This window comes from Cupriavidus sp. a3 (assembly GCF_051015765.1).
In the GTDB taxonomy this organism is placed as follows: domain Bacteria; phylum Pseudomonadota; class Gammaproteobacteria; order Burkholderiales; family Burkholderiaceae; genus Cupriavidus; species Cupriavidus oxalaticus_A.
In genome coordinates this window covers 1,928,655-1,947,012 of the sequence record NZ_CP170643.1, presented here as the reverse complement: position 1 = coordinate 1,947,012, position 18,358 = coordinate 1,928,655, and the positions used below count along the sequence as shown (strand labels likewise).

Annotated in this window: 14 protein-coding genes; 9 read left to right on the top strand and 5 right to left on the bottom strand. The window is 64.7% G+C overall.

What is annotated here, in order from left to right:
* Nucleotides 1–73 precede the first annotated feature (73 nt).
* The 3 genes from ACAD63_RS09510 to ACAD63_RS09500 are packed head-to-tail and all read right to left on the bottom strand — an operon-like array spanning nucleotide 74 to nucleotide 3,008.
* The gene (locus ACAD63_RS09510) at nucleotides 74–1,240 is read right to left on the bottom strand and encodes an NAD(P)/FAD-dependent oxidoreductase (protein ID WP_135707049.1); all 1,167 of its coding nucleotides are present in this window, start codon (nucleotides 1,238–1,240) and stop codon (nucleotides 74–76) included.
* Nucleotides 1,237–2,637: an NAD(P)/FAD-dependent oxidoreductase gene (locus tag ACAD63_RS09505; RefSeq protein ID WP_135707048.1), complete on the bottom strand. Its 1,401-nt coding sequence runs from the start codon at nucleotides 2,635–2,637 to the stop codon at nucleotides 1,237–1,239. Before ACAD63_RS09505 ends, ACAD63_RS09510 begins: the two co-directional genes overlap by 4 nt.
* A complete protein-coding gene (locus ACAD63_RS09500) occupies nucleotides 2,634–3,008 on the bottom strand; it encodes a (2Fe-2S)-binding protein (protein ID WP_135707047.1) in 375 nt (124 codons plus the stop codon). The genes ACAD63_RS09505 and ACAD63_RS09500 overlap by 4 nt, the downstream gene beginning before the upstream one ends.
* 529 nt (nucleotides 3,009–3,537) lie before the next feature.
* On the opposite strand from ACAD63_RS09500, the gene ACAD63_RS09495 reads away from it, so the two are divergent.
* The 8 genes from ACAD63_RS09495 (at nucleotide 3,538) to ACAD63_RS09460 (ending at nucleotide 14,023) form a co-directional block, all read left to right on the top strand.
* Nucleotides 3,538–5,019: an aldehyde dehydrogenase family protein gene (locus ACAD63_RS09495; RefSeq protein WP_434033829.1), complete on the top strand. Its 1,482-nt coding sequence runs from the start codon at nucleotides 3,538–3,540 to the stop codon at nucleotides 5,017–5,019.
* Nucleotides 5,020–5,250: 231 nt separating this feature from the next.
* Nucleotides 5,251–5,916, top strand: a complete 666-nt coding sequence (locus ACAD63_RS09490) for a haloacid dehalogenase type II (protein ID WP_133092903.1) — start codon at nucleotides 5,251–5,253, stop codon at nucleotides 5,914–5,916.
* Between the two features lie 31 nt (nucleotides 5,917–5,947).
* The gene (locus tag ACAD63_RS09485; protein WP_135707045.1) at nucleotides 5,948–7,237 is read left to right on the top strand and encodes an NAD(P)/FAD-dependent oxidoreductase; all 1,290 of its coding nucleotides are present in this window, start codon (nucleotides 5,948–5,950) and stop codon (nucleotides 7,235–7,237) included.
* 73 nt (nucleotides 7,238–7,310) lie between these two features.
* Nucleotides 7,311–8,930, top strand: coding sequence for an ABC transporter substrate-binding protein (locus ACAD63_RS09480; protein ID WP_434033828.1), 1,620 nt, complete (start codon nucleotides 7,311–7,313; stop codon nucleotides 8,928–8,930).
* A 152-nt stretch (nucleotides 8,931–9,082) separates the two neighbouring features.
* Nucleotides 9,083–10,012 (top strand): 2-hydroxyacid dehydrogenase, encoded by a 930-nt coding sequence (locus ACAD63_RS09475; RefSeq protein ID WP_135707043.1) that lies wholly within the window; start codon nucleotides 9,083–9,085, stop codon nucleotides 10,010–10,012.
* 234 nt (nucleotides 10,013–10,246) lie between these two features.
* A complete protein-coding gene (locus ACAD63_RS09470) occupies nucleotides 10,247–11,362 on the top strand; it encodes a porin (RefSeq protein WP_135707042.1) in 1,116 nt (371 codons plus the stop codon).
* Between the two features lie 137 nt (nucleotides 11,363–11,499).
* Nucleotides 11,500–13,482, top strand: a complete 1,983-nt coding sequence (acs, locus tag ACAD63_RS09465; protein WP_135707041.1) for an acetate--CoA ligase — start codon at nucleotides 11,500–11,502, stop codon at nucleotides 13,480–13,482.
* A 244-nt stretch (nucleotides 13,483–13,726) separates the two neighbouring features.
* The gene (locus ACAD63_RS09460; RefSeq protein ID WP_115706743.1) at nucleotides 13,727–14,023 is read left to right on the top strand and encodes a hypothetical protein; all 297 of its coding nucleotides are present in this window, start codon (nucleotides 13,727–13,729) and stop codon (nucleotides 14,021–14,023) included.
* 108 nt (nucleotides 14,024–14,131) lie between these two features.
* Here ACAD63_RS09460 and ACAD63_RS09455 read toward each other — a convergent pair whose 3' ends face one another.
* Nucleotides 14,132–14,989: a GNAT family N-acetyltransferase gene (locus ACAD63_RS09455; protein WP_434033827.1), complete on the bottom strand. Its 858-nt coding sequence runs from the start codon at nucleotides 14,987–14,989 to the stop codon at nucleotides 14,132–14,134.
* A 548-nt stretch (nucleotides 14,990–15,537) separates the two neighbouring features.
* On the opposite strand from ACAD63_RS09455, the gene ACAD63_RS09450 reads away from it, so the two are divergent.
* The gene (locus ACAD63_RS09450; protein ID WP_135707039.1) at nucleotides 15,538–16,278 is read left to right on the top strand and encodes a cupin domain-containing protein; all 741 of its coding nucleotides are present in this window, start codon (nucleotides 15,538–15,540) and stop codon (nucleotides 16,276–16,278) included.
* Between the two features lie 258 nt (nucleotides 16,279–16,536).
* On the opposite strand, the gene ACAD63_RS09445 is transcribed toward ACAD63_RS09450, so the two are convergent.
* Nucleotides 16,537–17,940, bottom strand: coding sequence for an aspartate aminotransferase family protein (locus tag ACAD63_RS09445; RefSeq protein WP_434033826.1), 1,404 nt, complete (start codon nucleotides 17,938–17,940; stop codon nucleotides 16,537–16,539).
* Between the last annotated feature and the right edge of the window lie 418 nt (nucleotides 17,941–18,358).

Below are 18,358 nucleotides of genomic sequence, written 5' to 3'. Positions count from 1 at the left end.
CCACGACGCATTCCGGTCGGGCGTATCTGCTGCGGCACAGCATGCTGCCGCAGCTGATGGAACGCAGGCTCGGTCAGCCGCTGACCTGGAGGGTATCAGCGCTGGCAAAGCGACCGACGGCATAAGGTTCGAGCGGGATCGAGGTCTGGCCGGTGGCGATAAGCTCGGCCATGATCTCGCCCACGCCGGGGCTGATGGCGAAGCCCTCGCCGTTGAAGCCGAAGGCGTAGTGCAGTCCGGGCACGGTGGCGCTGGGCCCCATCACCGGCTGCCAGTCGGAGGTGTAGCCTTCGATGCCGCTCCAGACGCGGATCAGCTGCACGTGCTCGAAGGCCGGCACGAAGCGGCGCAGCTCGCGGAGCTGGCGCAGCACGTTGTCGGGCCTGACGTAAGCGCGAATGCGGTCGATATGCGCCGGTCCCTTGAGCCCGCCGCCGAAGACGATATTGCCGCGCGAGATCTGGCGGAAGTACAGCCCCTCGTATTCGATCGGCGACGAGATGCCGATGGAGGGGCCGATGGCATAGGGCAGCGGCTCGGTCACGCCCATTTGCGGGCCCCGTGCTTCCATCGGCACGGCTTCGCCGAACTGCGCGGCGATGCGGTTGGACCAGGCGCCGCAGGCCACCAGCAGCTGCGGCGCGCGGAAGCGCCGGCCATCGGCGGTGTGGGCGACGAAGCCATCGGGGTTGCGCTCGACCTGCATCACCTCGGCATGCTCGACAATGTTTGCGCCGGCGCGGCGGGCGGCACGCGCGAAGGCGGGGCCGGCCAGGCGCGGGTTGGCATGGCCATCCTGCGGCGAATACGAGCCCGCCACGATGGCGGGCGCGAAGATGCCCCAGCGCTGGCGCAGCTGCCCGGCGGTGTAGAGCTGCAGGTCCAGGCCGAGCGGCTTCACGTCGTGCGCATGCTGCTCGAGCACGGCGGCCTGCTGTTCGGTGTAACACACGCGCAGATGGCCGTATGGGACGAACTCGAGATCCTCGCCCAGCAGTTCCCTGACGCGGCCCCAGACGGCGCGCGCGCGGTTGGCCAGCGGCATCTGGTGCAGCGCGCGGCCCTGGCGGCGCACATTGCCGAAGTTGGTGCCGCTGGCCTGGCGGCCGACCAGCTCGCGCTCGAGCAGGATCACCGAGAGGCCGCGCTGGCGCAGGAAGAAGGCGGTGGTGGTGCCCATCAGGCCGCCGCCGAGGATCAGCACATCGGCGTCCTGGTTCCGGGTTGCCGTGCTGCTCATGCCTTCACCTCGCTGGTATTCATCATCAATGGCTTGACCGGTGCCTGCGAGCGCAGGCGACCGACTTGTTCGACCGGGATGGCGCAGCGCTGCGCCACGATCTCGGCCGCGGCATGGCCGCAGAAGCGGCCCTGGCAGCGGCCCATGCCGACACGGCTGAAGGCCTTGGCGCGGTTCAGTTCCTGGCTGTCGAGCTCGGTCACGCAGCGGCGCAGCTCGCCCACCGTCACGGCCTCGCAGCGGCACACCACTGTGTCATCGGGCAGAGCGGCGGCCTGCGCGTGCGGCCACGGGAAGGCGCGCGCCAGCCCCTGGCGGAAGCGGTCCATCTTGCCGAGTGTGCGGCGCAGGGCGGCGGACTCGGCGGTGTACAGCTCGCGCCCGCGCGCGTGGCCGAGGTCGGCCAGCGCCGCCAGCGCGGCGAGCCGACCCGCGGCCTCGGCGCCATCGGCACCGAGGATGCGGGCGCCATCGCCGGCCAGGTAGACGCCGCGAGTGCTGCTGCGCCCGTCCTGGTCGATGCGCGGCAGCCACTGGCGGCTCACGGGCTCGAAGGCGAACTCGCAGCGCGCGAGGTCGGCCAGCTGCGTCTCGGCACGCAGATGCCAGCCCAGGCCGACGGCGTCGCAGGCAAAGCGCTGCTCGCGCCCACTCGCATCGCGCGCGGTGACGCCCTGCACGCCAAGACAGTCATCGCCGTCGATGGCCAGCGGCGCCACGCCCTGCAGCACCGGCACGCCGGCGGCGCGCAGTGCGCGGATCAGGCCGAGGCCGCGCAGGGCCAGGCGCGGACGCGCCAGCAGCCCGGCGATGGCGGCCCACGACCTGGTGGCGGGCGCGGTGTCGAGCACCGCGGCCACGCGCGCGCCGGCCTGCACGTACTGGTTGGCCACCAGGTAAAGCAGCGGCCCGCTGCCGAGGAAGACGACTTGCGAGCCGATGGCGCACGCCTGCGCCTTGAGCGCGATCTGCGAGGCGCCGAGGCTGTAGCAGCCGGCGCGGTGCCAGCCGGGCACCGGCATGAGGCGATCGGTCGCGCCGGCGCACACCAGCAGCGCATCGAAGGGCAAGGTCTTCGGTTCGCCGTCGCGCACGACGTGCAGCTCGCCTTCGGTCAGGTTCCACGCGAGCGTGTCGGGGCGATAGTCGATGCGGTCGCGCAACGCGTCGAAGTCGCGGTGCAGGGCCTGGGCCTTGTGGGCCTCGCTGCCATAGAGCTTGGCGTAGGAGCGCTTGAAGCCCTCGGGCTGGCGGCGATAGATCTGGCCGCCGTCGCGGCGGCCCTCGTCGACCACGGTGGGGCGCAGTCCGGCCTGGACCAGCGCCTGGGCCGCGCGCACGCCGGCGGGGCCGGTTCCGACCACGACGATGCGTGGCGATGCGGACAGGGCGCTCATGCGGCGGCTCCCTGGCGGTGGCGGGCGAGCGATTCCTGCAGGTCGGGCGTGGCCGGCCAGTGCTGTGCGGGCGGCCGGGTCAGCACCTCCATGCCGGCCTCGGCCGGGGTGGAGCAGGCGCGCAGGCGCTGGCCGGCGGGCGTCCAGACCCAGCAGTCCTGGCAGGCGCCCATCAGGCAGAAGCCGGCGCGCGGGCCGTCGCCGAACTCGCTGTCGCGCACGCGCCGGCCGTTCATCAGCAACGCGACCAGCAAGGTGTCGCCGGCCAGCGCGGTGGCGCTGTGGCCGTCGATGCGCAGGGTGATAGTGGGGCGATCGGACTCTGCCAGGCGCGTAAAGCGAGGCGGCGGAGAATGGGAGGTGTCGGGCATGGCGTTGATCCGGTAACGGCGGTTATGGCGCGGCAGCTGTCATGTCGTTGCCGCGCGGACGTCGGACCGGGACAGCGCGTCGTCGGTCAAGGCGCGCTCCGCTGTGTCATCGAGTCATCATGGCTGCATGACGGCAGGCTTCCATGCGTGCGTGGCGAAAACGGCGGGAAGCTTTCACAAGCTTAGAGCTGCAGTCGCATGGCATGGTGCTGCATTTGCGGAACGCACGAATGACGCTGCTGTTATCTCCGCCATGACAGCAGATTGTTCGGTGTTGGATTGGACGGTTGTGGGCCGCCTCGCATCGATCGATGCGGCTGGAGCGCCATATCAAGCTTGTTTTCCATGTCGTCGTGCCGGGCCGCGCCTCAGGGTTTCTCCGGGGATTGGAAGATTCGTTCGCGTGGGGGGGCGGCTTTGAAATTCGATGCGGTGGCGCAGACCGCAACAGGGACAAATTCTGAGGCTTCGCGTCTAGCATGGAAACCATGAATCAACCACGGTGCCAACCCCAGGCGCCCTTCATCCCGTGCAAGTATTCGATCCCCAGACGATCCCTGTGCCCGCGGGCCATTTCATCGGTGGCCGCCTAGTGACCGACGCAGGCCGGATCCCGGTGCGCCGACCCTCCGACAACCGGGTGCATGCCGAGCTGCCGCTGGCCGATGCTGCCACGGTCGATGCCGCGGTGCAAGACGCGTGGCGGGCGTGGCGCACCAGTGACTGGGCGCGCCGTGCACCGCGCGAGCGGGCCCGCGTGCTGCGCCGCTGGGCGGACCTGATCGAGGCCGACGTGCGGGGACTTGCGCCTCTCGAAGCGGTGTGCTCGACACGGCCGGTCCGCGATGCCGGTGCCGGGGACGTGCCATTCACGGCCGAGGGCCTGCGCTTCTTTGCCGAATACGCGGACAAGCTTGGTGGAGACGTAGCCGCCACCCGGCCCGACCATCTGGGCATGGTGGTGGCCGAGCCGTACGGGGTCGTTGGCGCCATTACGCCGTGGAATTTCCCGCTGGTGATGGTGTCGTGGAAGGTTGGCGCAGCACTTGCCGCAGGCAATGCGGTCGTGCTGAAGCCGTCGGAACTGACGCCGTTCTCGGCGGTGAGGCTGGCGGAACTCGCTATCGAAGCTGGTGTGCCGCCGGGCATGTTCAACGTGGTCCAGGGCGACGGACAAACCACCGGCGATGCGCTCACGCGCCACCCGCTGGTTGCGAAAATGACCTTCACGGGATCGACGCGCACCGGGGCGTCGATCATGGCTGCTTGCGCGGTGCATGGGCCCAAGCCCGTGACCTTGGAGTTGGGCGGAAAAAGCGCGCAACTGGTATTCGACGATGCCCCCGACCTGGACCGGCTGGCCGGCATTATCGCCGGGGCCATTACCGGCAATGCCGGGCAAGTGTGCGTCGCCGGCTCGCGCCTGATTGTGCAGCGGGGCGTCGCCGAGGCGCTGGTCGAGCGCATCGTGGCGCGCTTCGCAGCCCTGCGCCCGGGTGCGACCTGGGACGACGCAACCACGCTGGCACCCATTATTTCGGCAGGGCAGGCGTCGCGCATCCTGGACATCGTCGAGCGGTCCAGACAGACCGGCGCGGAATTGCGCTGCGGCGGCGGCCTGTTCGACGGTGGCCCGGGCGGCGCGTACTTCCAGCCCACGCTGATCTCCGGGGTGGCCGCAGACAACGCTGCCGTGCAGGAGGAGATATTCGGCCCCGTGCTGACCGTGCAGACCTTCGGCGATGAAGAAGAAGGCCTGGAGCTGGCCGGGCATGCGAACTACGGCCTCGCCGCAGGCGTGCATACGGCGGACATCGGGCGGGCGTTACGGGCGATGCGCGGCATCTCGGCCGGCACGGTATGGATCAACCGTTATGGGCGCAGCGCCGACTTTGTGATTCCGACCGGAGGCTACCACCAGTCGGGCATCGGCAAGGATCTTGGCCGGCAGGCGGTCGAGGCGAACCTGCGCTTCAAGAGCGTGCTGATCGATTTTTCCGAGCCGCGGTAGCCATGCATGCCGGCAGGACAGGGGCCTGTGGACGCACAGCCGCGGTGCAGGCCGCACGACCTGCCGTCGCAACTTAAATAACCGCATTTTCGCCGCGTGACGCGGCTGAATTTCCCAATAACCGTAAAGAGCTCGCATGCTCTAATCCCCCGCAATCACGCTGTCATCTGCGCCGGACAACGCGCAGTTCCACCCCGGTCGATGACCGGTAACCCCTGAGGATCAGAAAACATGACCTTCCGACCCAAGTACGTGACTTTTGACTGCTATGGCACGCTCACGCGATTCCGCATGGGCGAGATGACGCGCGAGCTGTTCGCCGATCGGATTGCCCCTGAGCAAATGGAGCAATTCATCGCCGACTTCAGCGCCTATCGCTTCGACGAGGTGCTGGGCGACTGGCAGCCGTATGAAGTGGTGCTGAAGAACGCCGTGCGCCGCCTGTGCAAGAAGTGGAAGATCCAGTACCTGGACAGCGATGGCCAGTCGTACTACGACGCGGTGCCGACCTGGGGCCCGCACGAGGATGTACCGGCGGGCCTGGCCAAGGTGGCCAAGGAGATTCCGCTGGTGATCCTGTCGAACGCCTCGGACGACCAGATCCAGAAGAACGTGGCGAAGCTGGGCGCGCCGTTCCACCGCGTCTACACCGCGCAGCAGGCGCAGGCCTACAAGCCGCGGCTGAAGGCCTTCGAGTACATGCTGGACTCGCTGGGCTGCAATCCTGAAGACGTGCTGCACGTGTCGTCGAGCCTGCGCTACGACCTGATGTCGGCCGATGACCTCGGCATCGTGAACAAGGTGTTCGTGAATCGCGGCCACGGCCCGGGCAACGCGGCTTACCGCTACACCGAGATCCAGGACATCGGTGGCCTGCCTGCCGTCGTTGGTCTCTGAAAACCCTCAGCGGTCCCTCCCGTACATCACTATGAAGCTCGATTCCTATTGGAAAGATTCAGTGCCTCCGCTGGCTCTGAATGCGTACGATCTGCCGCCCCAGGTCGATGTCGCCATCGTCGGCGGCGGCTTCACCGGGCTGTCGGCAGCGCTGGCGCTGGCCAGGCGGGGCGCGAGCGTCGTGGTGCTTGAGGCGGGGCCCACCATTGCGCCGGAGGCTTCCGGGCGCAACGGCGGACATGTCAACAATGGCCTTGCGGTGGATTACGCCGACGTTGCTGCCAGGGTTGGCGCGCAGCGGGCCCGTGACTGGTACCACGCCTACGACGATGCGGTCGACACGGTGGCGCGCATCATCCGCGACGAGGGCATCGCTTGCGATTTCGAGCGCAACGGCAAGCTCAAGCTCGCGACCCGTGCGCATCAGATGGATGCGCTGCGCCGCAGCGCGGACAGGCTTATCGCCGATGGCGTGGATACCGATGTGGAAATACTCGACGCGCACCGCGTGCGTGCCGAGGTCCAGAGCGAACGCTTCCACGGCGGCCTGCTCTACAAACGCAGCGGCCAGATGCATATGGGCCGCTTTGCCCAAGGCCTGGCCGTGGCCGCGCAGCGCCATGGCGCACAGATTCATACCGGCACGTGTGTACAGCGCGTTGAGCGCATGCATGGCCAGGTACACCGCCTGCACACCACGCGCGGCACCGTGCTGGCCCGGCAGGTGCTGCTTGCCACCGGCGCGACCCGCCATGGCGGCTATGGCAGCTTTGGCTGGCTGCGCCGGCGCATCGTGCCGATCGGCAGCTTTATCGTGACCACGGAGCCGCTGGGGGCAGAGCGCGCGGCTGCACTGCTGGCCAAGCGCCGCACCTACACCACGGTGGCGAACATCCACCATTATTTCCGTCTCACGCCCGACCATCGGCTGGTCTTCGGCGGCAGGGCGCGCTTTGCCATCTCCAGTCCGCAGCAGGACGCCGCCAGCGGCGAAATCCTGCGTGCCGGCCTCGCCGAAATCTTTCCTCAGCTGGCCGATGTCCGGCTGGACTATTGCTGGGGCGGGCTGGTTGACATGACCCAGGACCGCCTGCCACATGCTGGCGAGCGTGACGGTCTCTTCTATTCGATGGGTTACAGCGGCCACGGCACTCAAATGTCCGTCTACATGGGTGAGCGCATGGCCGCCGTGATGGCCGGCGACGCAGCCGCCAACCCATGGCGCGAGCGCGATTGGCCCGCCATTCCCGGACACTTCGGCGCGCCATGGTTCTTGCCCGCCGTTGGCCTGTACTACCAGCTCAAGGATCGGCTGGCTTAAGCCATACCAACCGATCCTGTATTCAACAACGCGACTTGCATGCCTTCCCTAATCGATACACAGGAGTACAACCATGAGCGATAGCCGTAACCAGTTGGAAAACTTTGTCGGTCCCGGTGAAAGCCTTCGCATGATGGAAGAGCTCAAACACGGCGCCACCCGGCGCGATGTCCTGAAGATGCTGCTGGCGGGGGGCATGCAGGCCACGCTGGCCGGCGGTTTGGCCGGCGCGGCGGTGAGCGCGCATGCGCAGACGCCCAAGCGCGGCGGACGCATCCGCGTGGCGGTCGCCACCGCAGCGGCCTCCGATACCCTCGATCCGGCCAAGCAGTCGAACCAGAACGACTACGTGCGCTGCAACATGGTGTACAACGGACTGACTTCGCTGGACCGAAGCCTGACGCCGCGGGCGGCGCTGGCGGAGACGTTCAACACCACGGACGCCAAGACCTGGGTCTTTACGCTGCGCAAGGGCGTGACCTTCCACGATGGCAAGGCGCTTGTGCCGGCCGACGTGGTGTACTCGATCATGCGCCACAAGGATCCGGCCACGACCTCCAAGGCCAAGGTGCTGGCCGAACAGATCGAGAGCGTGAAGGCCACCGGCCCGAACGAGGTCACGGTGGTGCTGAACAGCCCCAATGCCGATCTGCCGGTCATTCTGGGTACGTCCCATTTCCACATCGTCAAGGACGGCACCACCGACTTCAGCGCCGGCATCGGCACCGGGCCTTACAAGATCAAGGAGTTCAAGCCCGGTGTGCGCACGCTGGTGGTGCGCAACGACGCATACTGGAAGCCGGGCAAGCCATACCTCGACGAGATCGAACTCGTCGGCATTGCCGACGACAGCGCGCGGCTCAATGCGCTGTTGTCCGGCGGGATGGACTTGGTGGCGATGGTCAACCCGCGTTCTGTGTCGAGGGTGAAGGGGACCCCGGGCTACGCCATCATGACGACGCAATCCGGCCAGTACTCCGACCTGATCATGCGCAAGGGCGTGGGCCCCGGCGCCAACCCTGACTTTATCCTGGGCATGAAGTACTTGCTGGACCGCCAGCAGATGCGGCAGACCATCGCGCTCGGTAATGCGGTGGTTGCCAACGACCAGCCCATCGACCCCACCAACCGCTTCTATTTCAAGGATCTGCCGCAGCGGCCGTTCGATCCCGAGAAGGCGAAGTTTCACCTGCGCAAAGCTGGCGTGTCCGGCAAGGTACAAGTGGTGACGTCCCCCGCAGCGCTGTATTCGGTCGAGACCGCGCTGGTGTTGCAGCAGGCCGCGCAGCGTGTCGGCCTGGAGCTCGACATCAAGCGCATGCCGGCCGATGGCTACTGGTCGAACCACTGGCTCAACAGTCATGTTGGCTTTGGCAACGTGAATCCGCGGCCCAGCGCCGACACCATCTTCACGCAATTCTTCAAATCGGATGCGCCGTGGAACGAGTCGCGCTGGAAGAACCCGAAGTTCGACCAGTTGCTGGTAGCGGCGCGCGGTGAGACCGACGTCGCCAAGCGCAAGCAGATGTATGCCGACATGCAGACGATGGTTCACGAGGATGCTGGCATCGGCATCCCGTTGTTCCTGGCAAGCATCGACGCCCATACGACCAAGCTCAAGGGCCTGTCGCCCATTCCGCTGGGGGGGCTGATGGGCTATATGTTCGCCGAGAACGTGTGGATCGATGCGTGATCCTGACCCATGGAGCGCCGGGTCATCCGGCCGCTGAACAGTGCCTCAAATGATCGCGGCGGTCTCGCGACCGCACGCTCCCTGTGTGAACCAGGCCGCGCTGTAGTTTGGCCTTCTCAACGACAACCGCTCTTAGACCGGAGACGCCCTACATGAGCACATTCATTTACAAAGCAGATCCGGCGCGAGGCCAGCAGTGGGCCAAGGTCTTTGCGCGCGAGCGGGCGGATGTTGATTTCCGCATCTGGCCCGATATTGGCGACCCCGCGCAGGTCCGGTACCTGGCGGCGTGGGAGCCGCCCGAGGATATTGCACAGCGCTTTCCCAACCTCCAAGTGGTGTTCTCAACGGGCGCGGGCGTTGACCAGTTCAATCTGAAATCAGTACCGGCACATATGCCGCTGGTGAGGATGATCGAGCCAGGTATCGTGGAGGGCATGGTGGAGTATGCGGTGTTCTCGGTGCTGGCGCTCCACCGCGACATGCCGGCATATCGGCGGCAACAGGCGCAGTCGAACTGGAGTCCCATCCAGGTGCGACTGGCGCAAGAGCGGCGTGTCGGAGTGCTGGGACTAGGCTCTCTGGGGCAGGCAGTGCTGGCGCGCCTGCGCTCGTTTGGCTTCGACTGTGCGGGATGGTCGCGATCGCAACGCAGCATCGACGGGGTGACGTGCTACGCCGGTCAGGCGGAACTCAACGCATTCCTCGCACGTACCGATATCCTCTTGTGCCTGCTGCCGCTAACAGACGAAACGCGCGGCATGCTGGACGCGCGCCTGTTCAACGCCTTGCCGCGGGGTGCCGGACTGGTGCACGCTGGCCGGGGCCAGCAACTTAACCACGCGGATTTGCTGGCCGCGCTGGATTCCGGGCAAATCGGCGACGCCATTCTCGATGTCACACATCCCGAACCGCTGCCCGCGGACAACCCATTGTGGCGGCACCCGAAGGTATGGATCACGCCCCACATTGCCAGCATGACCCGACCGGATACTGCTGCCATGGCTGTGCTGGACAATATGCGCCGCCATGAAAACGGCGAGCCGGTCATCGGGCTTGTCGATCGGGCAAAAGGATACTGACGTCTTCAAATAATCAGGTAGATATCGTGGCATCAACGATAAAGAGAATATCACATATCACCTGATCCGACGGTCATCAATAATAAACATCGGCGTGCCTGAAAATAGATATTAATATCATTCAGGAAGCCATGAAAATGCGAATTCATCTTGAAGAAATATCGATGATGAATTCGCCTGACCCCGTGCATTTCAGGTAATGGGTAAATCAAAGCAATGGGAGGAGAAATTTTCATGAAGTATAGAATGTTGGCAATGTCGGCCGCATGTCTGGTGGGTTCCGGCGCGCACGCCCAGTCGAGCGTCACGCTCTATGGGGTCGCTGATGTGGGATTCGAGTACCTGAACCACGCAGTAGCGTCAAATGGCACCGTTGCCGCCGGCGCAGCCGGCCCCAATCTATGGGCCATTCAGTCGGGCAACCAGTCGGGGTCGCGTTGGGGGGTGCGTGGCGTCGAAGATCTGGGAGGCGGACTGAAGAGCATTTTCCTGTTGGAAAGCGGGTTCAACATCGATACCGGTACCTCGGCGCAGGGCGGTCGCTTGTTCGGACGCGGCGCGTACGTCGGCCTGCAGACCGGGTGGGGTCAGGTTACGTTCGGACGGCACACTACGCCCTTTTTCGACTTCGGCGTTACCTACGACCCGATGGCCATCGCCAGCCGGTACTCGGTTGGCGCACAGGACCCGTACATGGGCGGAGCGCGCGCCGACAACTCGGTCAAGTACATGGGCAAGTTCGGCGGACTAAGCCTGAGCGGCCTGTATAGCTTCAATAGCAACAACCAGGAAGTCGCGGGGAATTTCACCAACGGACGTTCGTATTCGGCCTCGGCAAGCTATGCCGCCGGGCCGTTCGCCTTCGGTGCCATCTATGACCAGTCGAACCGTTCGGCAGCTACCGCGCTGTCGACCAACAGCCTGATCCGGCGCGCGGCAGCGGCGGCGACCTACTCGGTGGGTTCGGCCAAGGTCTATGCAGGGTATCGGTATGCGCACGCGTTCAACGGTGCCGTCCTGCCGGGCGTTGCCCTCGCCAACACGGTGTCGAACCTCGCCTGGCTTGGCGCTGCTTACCAGGTTACGCCCGCATTGTCTGTGGCTGGCTCTGCCTACTACCAGAATCTGCGAGAGTCGAATGCCGGCAATCCATGGCAGTTCGTGGCGCTGGTCGACTATGCACTATCGAAGCGAACCGACGTCTACAGCACGGTGTCGTACGCGCTGAACCGCGGCAAGTCGAACCTCGGCGTAAATGGGTTCAATGACCAGCTGGGCGTCAGCAGCGAAGCTGTGCGTCCCGGTACCAACCAGTTTGGCGCCGTTGTCGGCATTCGCCACAAGTTCTGAACCTGCCGCGACCTGCCGCGATGCCCGGATCGTAAGGGAATCCGGGCCCCCACTGCTGAGCAGACCGCTGCGAGTTCCCCGTAGCATCCGGGCCGGACTCGCAGCACCCACGCTCTCATCGTCCACAGGAATTGCCAATGTCTGATATTGCACCGCTGCAACAGGAAATCGAGCTCATCAATCCGCCCGCCCAGTTCGTGGATCAAGCGAACATTGCGGGCATGGCGGCCTATCAGGCCCACTGCGCGGCCGCAGAGGCAGACTACGAAGGCTTCTGGGCTCGGCACGCACGCGATTGCATCAGCTGGCACAAGCCGTTCACCAGGACGCTGAACGAGGATCATGCGCCGTTCTATCGCTGGTTCGAGGACGGGCAGCTCAACGTTTCGTACAACTGCCTGGACTGCAACCTGCAGCTGGGCAACGCGGACAAGACGGCGATCGTGTTTGAGGCCGACGATGGACTGGTCACGCGGATCACGTATGCGCAGCTGCATGCGAAGGTCTGCCAGCTGGCCAACGGCTTGCGTGCCATGGGGGTCGCCAAAGGCGACCGGGTCGTCATTTACATGCCAATGTCCATCGAGGGCATTGCCGCGATGCAGGCGTGCGCGCGCATCGGAGCGGTGCATTCCGTCGTCTTCGCTGGATTCTCCGCGAAGTCGCTGCGCGAGCGGATCATCGATGCCGGCGCGGTGGCCGTGATCACCGCCGACGAGCAGGTACGAGGCGGCAAGTCCCTGCCGCTGAAGTCCATTGCCGATGAAGCGCTCGCGCCGGGCGGTTGCGAAACGGTGAGGCACGTTGTCGTTCACCGGCGTACTGGTGCCAGCATTCCGCTGGTTGCGGGACGCGACCTATGGCTGGATGCGGTGATGGCCGCCCAGCCCGCAGCCTGCGAGCCGGAGTGGGTCGGGGCCGAGCATCCGCTGTTCATCTTGTATACCTCTGGCTCCACCGGGAAGCCCAAGGGAGTGCAGCATGCATCCGGTGGCTACCTGTTGTGGGCGGCGTTGACGATGAAGTGGACCTTCGACATCAAGCCTCACGACATATTCTGGTGTACGGCGGACATCGGGTGGGTGACCGGCCATACTTACATCGCCTACGGCCCTCTCGCCGCAGGAGCAACCCAGATCGTGTTCGAAGGGGTACCAACCTATCCCAACGCCGGCCGCTTCTGGGACATGGTGCGCAAGCATCAGGCAACGATCTTCTATACGGCACCGACGGCAATCCGTTCCCTGATCAAGGCCAGCGGCAAGGACCCGGCAGTACACCCGGGGCGATACGACCTGTCCAGTCTGCGCCTGCTCGGCTCGGTGGGCGAGCCCATCGATCCGGACACCTGGCGGTGGTACCACCAGAACGTCGGCAACGGGAACTGTCCGATCGTGGACACCTTCTGGCAAACGGAAACGGGTGGACATATGATCAGCCCGATGCCGGGCGCAATGCCATTGCAACCCGGCTCATGCACGTTGCCGTTGCCAGGGATCATGGCCGCGGTGGTGGATGAGACCGGCAACGAACTGCCGCACGGGCAAGGCGGAATTCTGGTCATCAAGCGGCCCTGGCCATCCATGATCCGGACGATCTGGGGTGACGCTGACCGGTTCTGGAAAAGCTACTTCCCGGCAGAGCTGGGAGGAAAGCTGTATCTGGCCGGCGACGGGGCGGTGCGCCATGACAAGACCGGCTATTTCACGATTACCGGTCGCATCGATGATGTGCTGAATGTATCCGGCCATCGCATGGGCACCATGGAAATCGAGTCGGTGCTGGCGGCCCACTGCGACGTGGCCGAGGCCGCGGTGGTGGGCAAGCCGGATGACACCACCGGCGAAGCGGTCTGCGCGTTCGTGGTCCTGAAGGGCGCACGCCCGCAGGGGGAGGAAGCAGCGCAGTTCGCGAAGGTGTTGCGCGAGTGGGTTGCGCGCGAGATCAGCCCGATCGCCAAGCCAAAGGAGATCCGCTTCGCCGACAACCTGCCCAAGACCCGCTCCGGCAAGGTCATGCGCCGTCTGCTGCGAGGAATCGCGAAAGGGGAGCAGATCACGCAGGACCTCTCCACCCTGGAGGATCCCTCGATCCTGGTTCAACTCAGGCAAGCACAGTAAGTCAGCGTAACCGGCCGGCACGCGACGTATCCCTGCTTCAAGAGGCGGCCGGCCGCCGCACGATGGCCCGCGGATCCCATGCGTGACGTACCGGAAACGGTATCGAGCCCGCATGGTTGAAAACCGGCAGGAACCTGCAACAAATATCGGAAGGCAAATGAACGCGGAGAAAGGAGGGAATCTCGGGCGGGATACGGGGGGCGGCAATGTTCCCCCAATGTCCCCGAAAAGACGATGGGCGGCAATGCAGCAACGCTATCCGTCGCTGGGAGAGTTCGGCTATATCAGCATGATGCTCAGTTCATCCATGCATCCCCGGACGCAGCATCGGGTGTTGGACTGCATTGAGGAACAGCGTGTATGGGAGTGGAGGGACCCGCCCGGGATCGGCGTCACGCGCTTCGGGCGCTTCGAGCATGCCTGTTGTGTAACGTTTGCGCGCCGGGGCCGGTCCGCGATGTACTACGTCAGCCAGGATGAACGCTATCGCATGGAAGCAGCGCCGGCGTTCGTGTCCGAGTTCAATGCCGAGGCCGCATAAGCGCGCATGGACTGGCGCGGCAAGATTCAACAGCGACCGCCGCGCAAGCCGGCGGTCGCTATATGAGAGATCGCCTGTAAATCTCCGGATAGCTGCTGGTGCGCTGACTTAGCAGAGCGCCTGGCTAATGATCGCAAACTGCTGCAGCGTGCTATCCGCCTGCGGTACATCGTGGCGTGCCATGGCCACCACCGTGTCAACCTGAAGTAGTCCTGCCTCCGCTAGCCAACCTTGCAGGCCGCTCGTGCCGGTGACGTCAATGCGCACGAAGGAGCCGGCGTAGGCTCCGCACCAATAGGCGATCAGGGCTTTCGCGTGATCCGTGTCAGACGCTACCACCGGCCCGATCGCATGGCCGCGTCCGAAGCGGCGCATGATGGAGAATCCGGCGACCTTGCCATGGCGCTCAAGCACGACCGTCTCGCCAGCGGCGAGCAGTGCCCTGAGGACCTCGTCGCGAGACATGCCAGTGGCGCGGTTTCCCAGCGCAATGATGGCCTCGGTATCGCCGGGGACGTACTGGCGCAGTGCTTCGCCTGGAAAGGACGGGGCGTGAACGAGGGCATTCAACGTTCCCTGGTGCTGGTGGATCGTGCCGGTCGCGATAAAGCCGAGCTGCTCGTACAGGGGCTGGCCGGCAGGCGTTGCGTTCAGCAGTGTGCAACGTTCCCCCAGGGCTTCCAGCACCAGTTTCATCAACGCTTTGCCGATGCCTTTACCCTGGTGCGCCGGGGACACGATAATCATCCCGAGCGACGCCTGCTGTCCTTGTTTCCAGCACAGGCCGGTGCCGATCACCGCACCGGCTTCTTCGGCGACGAAGCCAGTGCCAAGGCCGAGGACAAAGCTCCAGTCCTCGAGGCGATGTGGCCAGCGCATAGTCTGCGACAGCTCATAGGCTGCAGGCAGGTCCTTCTCGCTCATCGCGCGATAAGTTACTGGAACAACGGTAGCTTGGCTTGGCATGATGTCTTCCTTTCTGGCACATTGAACCGGCCGCCGTGACTTGCTACGGGCGCCATTGGCAGCATTGCCTGGCATTGTCGCGTCGGGCGGGTCTGGCGACTCAGGTAATCTTGCCATAGCTTTGGGGCCGCTTTGCGGCCTGGCAGAGATTCCGCACGATCATCTGGCTGCCGTGGCGTAACGAGGGTCTTATGCGGTTAAGCCGGAGGCAGACCGCATGAATTGCTAAGCCCATGGGCGTACCGTTGGCTTACCGTCGGCGGGTGCATCAGCGAGTACCGCGCGGTCGGCGTCCCCATAATGGGCGCATGCGAGGCTTGCAGCAACATATGCCGCCGTGCGTGGCGAATGCCATAGATTCTTTCCTTAAGCCCTACCCAAACACGATACGCCGGAAATCCGGTAGTGGTCTAATCCTACTCGGGTTGCAGGAACGAGCGACGCCGCTTTCATGGTGCTCTGACCGTGCCTGTCCACCAATTTCTTCATTCCGAGACCCTGCGCGGACAGGCTATGCAGCGCAATCTCATTGATCGCGGGAACAAGTCATGTCGAGTTTGCAGCAGCGCGCCACCCCGGCGACTTTTGTCGATCTGCGCGAGTTTGCGCGGGACCATACCCGGGGCATCCCGGTCACCGCGCGGGATGGCGAAGATGCATTCCTGTCCAGCCGCCGGCTTCTCGACTTGCCGCCGGGGCCCGTCACGGTAGGGAAGATCGCGCTCGATGCTGGTGCGGGAGCCGTTGCTGACCTGCAGGCGGACGAGTTCATTATCGTCAGCGATGGCAGCCTGACGTTGACGCAGATGGGCCAAACGGTCGTCCTCGGTTCCGGCAACAGTGCCGTCATACTGCGCGATGCGGGGTTTGCGTGGCGTGCCGAAGCGCCTGTCACCATTATTTTCATGCGCTACAACCACAGCGTCATTGGCTCGCGCGCACTGGTGCCAATCGCGCAGGTGCCGGAACTGCAACAATCCGGCACGCCACCGGCCGAGTTTCTGCTTACGCCGACGCCGGTTTGCCGCAACCATACCGATTATCGCTCCGAGGACGGGCAATTTGTCTGCGGCACCTGGGATTCGACGCCTTACCACCGCCGTGCAATGCCGTATATCCATTACGAACTGATGCACCTGTTGGACGGCAGTGTGACGTTCCAGGACGAGACTGGCCGCAGCGGCACATTTTCCGAAGGCGATATTTTCCTGGTCGAACAGCATGCGCAATGCAGTTGGGAAAGCCGGGAGCATGTAGCAAAGGTTTATGCCATCTTCCGTCCGTCCTAGCAATCGATTTCCAGTCCGTTTTTCTTCAGCGGTCCCTGCTTCACTGTGAGGCGTTTGCCCACAGGCTGCCATGCCTGTGGGCCTTTTTTTTTAAAGCGGCGCTAAGCAATGCTTTGCGGCACAGCGCTGGGGGCTGGGGGCGCTGTCGCACGTCGAAAGAGCGTCTCAGCGACAGATCGGAAACGATGGCTCTGGCAAACAGTCGTGCGGAAAGCAAGGGGCTAGGGAAATCGATTTGTCGACGTTGCCGGTTCGCAATCAGCTTGCAAGCGCGGCGCGCACGTCAGCTGCTGCAAGCACGTCATCCAGCGTCTTCTTCACGCGTGCGAACAGCAGCTCGAACTCGGCCTCGGTATATGTCAGTGCGGGGGCAAAGCCCAGGATATTGTCGGCGAAGGCCCGGAACACAATGCCGTTGCGGTAGGCTGTCGCCGCGATCCGCTCGGCCAGGCGCAGCGAAGGGTCGAAGCCGCGCTTGCTGTCCTTGTCGCTTACGAGCTCCAACGCGCCGAGCAGTCCGCGATGGCGCGAGTCACCCACCAGCGGATGGCTGCGCAACGCATCCAGGCCCGCGGCAAACGGCACTGCGCCCCGCTGACCATTGGCCAGGATGCCGCCTTCCTCATACAGGCGCAGCACCTCCAGGGCCACCGCGGCGCTGACCGGATGAGCGGAGTATGTCGCGCCATGGCCAACTGGCGACCCATCGGGAGCGCCGTCGGCAATGCCGGCATACAGTTGCTCGGATATCATCGTCGCGCCCATGGGCACGTAGCCGGCGGTGAGGCCCTTTGCGAGTGTCATGATGTCGGGGACAACCTCTTCAGCCTCGCAGGCGAACATGGGGCCGGTGCGCCCGAAGCCCGTAATGACTTCGTCGACGACAAAAAGAATGTCCAGCTCGCGCGCCGCGTCACGCATGGCCTTGAGCCAGCCCCTGGGCGGCACAATCACTCCACCCGAGCCCTGCACGGGTTCACAGAAGAAGGCGGCCACATTGTCCGCGCCGAGCTCCGCGACCTTGTTGCGCAACGCTGCTACCGAGGCGTCGATGATTCCCTTGGCATCGTCGGGGTCGCTGGCGCGATAGGGATCGGGAGAGGGAATGTAGTGCTGCGTTGGCAGGGGCAGGTCGAAGCCGCGGTGGAAGGCAGGCAGGGCGGTCAGTCCGGCACCGGTGGAAGAAGAGCCGTGATAGCCGCGCTCCAGCGCGATGAAATGCTTCTTCGTTGGCCGCCCGGTGGCATTGAAGTATTGCGTAATGAAGCGCACGGCCGTATCAACCGCTTCGGAGCCACCCAGGGTGAGATAGACGTGGTTCAATGAGCCGGGCGTGAGCTGCACAAGCTTCTCGGCGAGGCGGATGGCAGGCTCGCTGCTGAAGTGAAAGTAACCGGTCGCATAGGGCAGGCGGCGCATCTGCTCGGCGGCGGCCTGCACCACGCTTTCCTGTCCATAGCCGATATTGACGCACCAAAGGCCGGCGAACGCGTCGAGGACTTCATTGCCGTTGGCATCCGTCAACCACGCGCCGCGGCCGGAAGCCAGTACGGTAGGGCCGCGCTGCTCGTGGAGGCGCCACGGCGAGACGGGATGGATCAGATGCGCACGGTCCGCGGCGTCAAGCGAAGCGAGTTGGGGCAGGTCATTGATCAGGGTCATCGCGGTTTCCTTCGCATCCATTCGTGCGTAGCGCTGCCGGCTGGTTTGGAACAAGCTTAGCGGCGGTGGCGCGCGGTATGGTGCCGCATTGTGGGGGCGCCACGATGAACGCTGCCGTTATGCGGGGCGAGTCAGCAGATTGTTTGGCGCGGGGTCCGTCAAGCGCCTGAACGACGCTGTCCCGTATTGACTGGCTGTTCTGGCGGCTGCGCCACAGCGGGAGACGGAGTGGCGCCGGCTGCATCGGGACAGCGGGGGCCGGCTTCCATTGGCGGTAGGGGCAGGGAGGCGGCCGACTCGCCGTGCGGGAAGGGCAAGGCAGCGCAGGAAGGACTGGAATGAGCGCATCACACGGCGGATGATGCCAAGTGACCTGATGCCAGGCTGCTGAAACAGGCTGGGGTTTATCCGTAGTTTG

Excerpts from the sequence above, each read along its gene's own strand:
- ACAD63_RS09510 (WP_135707049.1), bottom strand. The coding sequence starts at position 1,240 with ATGAGCAGCACGGCAACCCGGAACCAGGACGCCGATGTGCTGATCCTC.
- ACAD63_RS09505 (WP_135707048.1), bottom strand. The coding sequence starts at position 2,637 with ATGAGCGCCCTGTCCGCATCGCCACGCATCGTCGTGGTCGGAACCGGC.
- ACAD63_RS09500 (WP_135707047.1), bottom strand. The coding sequence starts at position 3,008 with ATGCCCGACACCTCCCATTCTCCGCCGCCTCGCTTTACGCGCCTGGCA.
- ACAD63_RS09490 (WP_133092903.1), top strand. The coding sequence starts at position 5,251 with ATGACCTTCCGACCCAAGTACGTGACTTTTGACTGCTATGGCACGCTC.
- ACAD63_RS09485 (WP_135707045.1), top strand. The coding sequence starts at position 5,948 with ATGAAGCTCGATTCCTATTGGAAAGATTCAGTGCCTCCGCTGGCTCTG.
- ACAD63_RS09480 (WP_434033828.1), top strand. The coding sequence starts at position 7,311 with ATGAGCGATAGCCGTAACCAGTTGGAAAACTTTGTCGGTCCCGGTGAA.
- ACAD63_RS09475 (WP_135707043.1), top strand. The coding sequence starts at position 9,083 with ATGAGCACATTCATTTACAAAGCAGATCCGGCGCGAGGCCAGCAGTGG.
- ACAD63_RS09470 (WP_135707042.1), top strand. The coding sequence starts at position 10,247 with ATGAAGTATAGAATGTTGGCAATGTCGGCCGCATGTCTGGTGGGTTCC.
- acs (WP_135707041.1), top strand. The coding sequence starts at position 11,500 with ATGTCTGATATTGCACCGCTGCAACAGGAAATCGAGCTCATCAATCCG.
- ACAD63_RS09460 (WP_115706743.1), top strand. The coding sequence starts at position 13,727 with ATGCAGCAACGCTATCCGTCGCTGGGAGAGTTCGGCTATATCAGCATG.
- ACAD63_RS09455 (WP_434033827.1), bottom strand. The coding sequence starts at position 14,989 with ATGCCAAGCCAAGCTACCGTTGTTCCAGTAACTTATCGCGCGATGAGC.
- ACAD63_RS09450 (WP_135707039.1), top strand. The coding sequence starts at position 15,538 with ATGTCGAGTTTGCAGCAGCGCGCCACCCCGGCGACTTTTGTCGATCTG.
- ACAD63_RS09445 (WP_434033826.1), bottom strand. The coding sequence starts at position 17,940 with ATGACCCTGATCAATGACCTGCCCCAACTCGCTTCGCTTGACGCCGCG.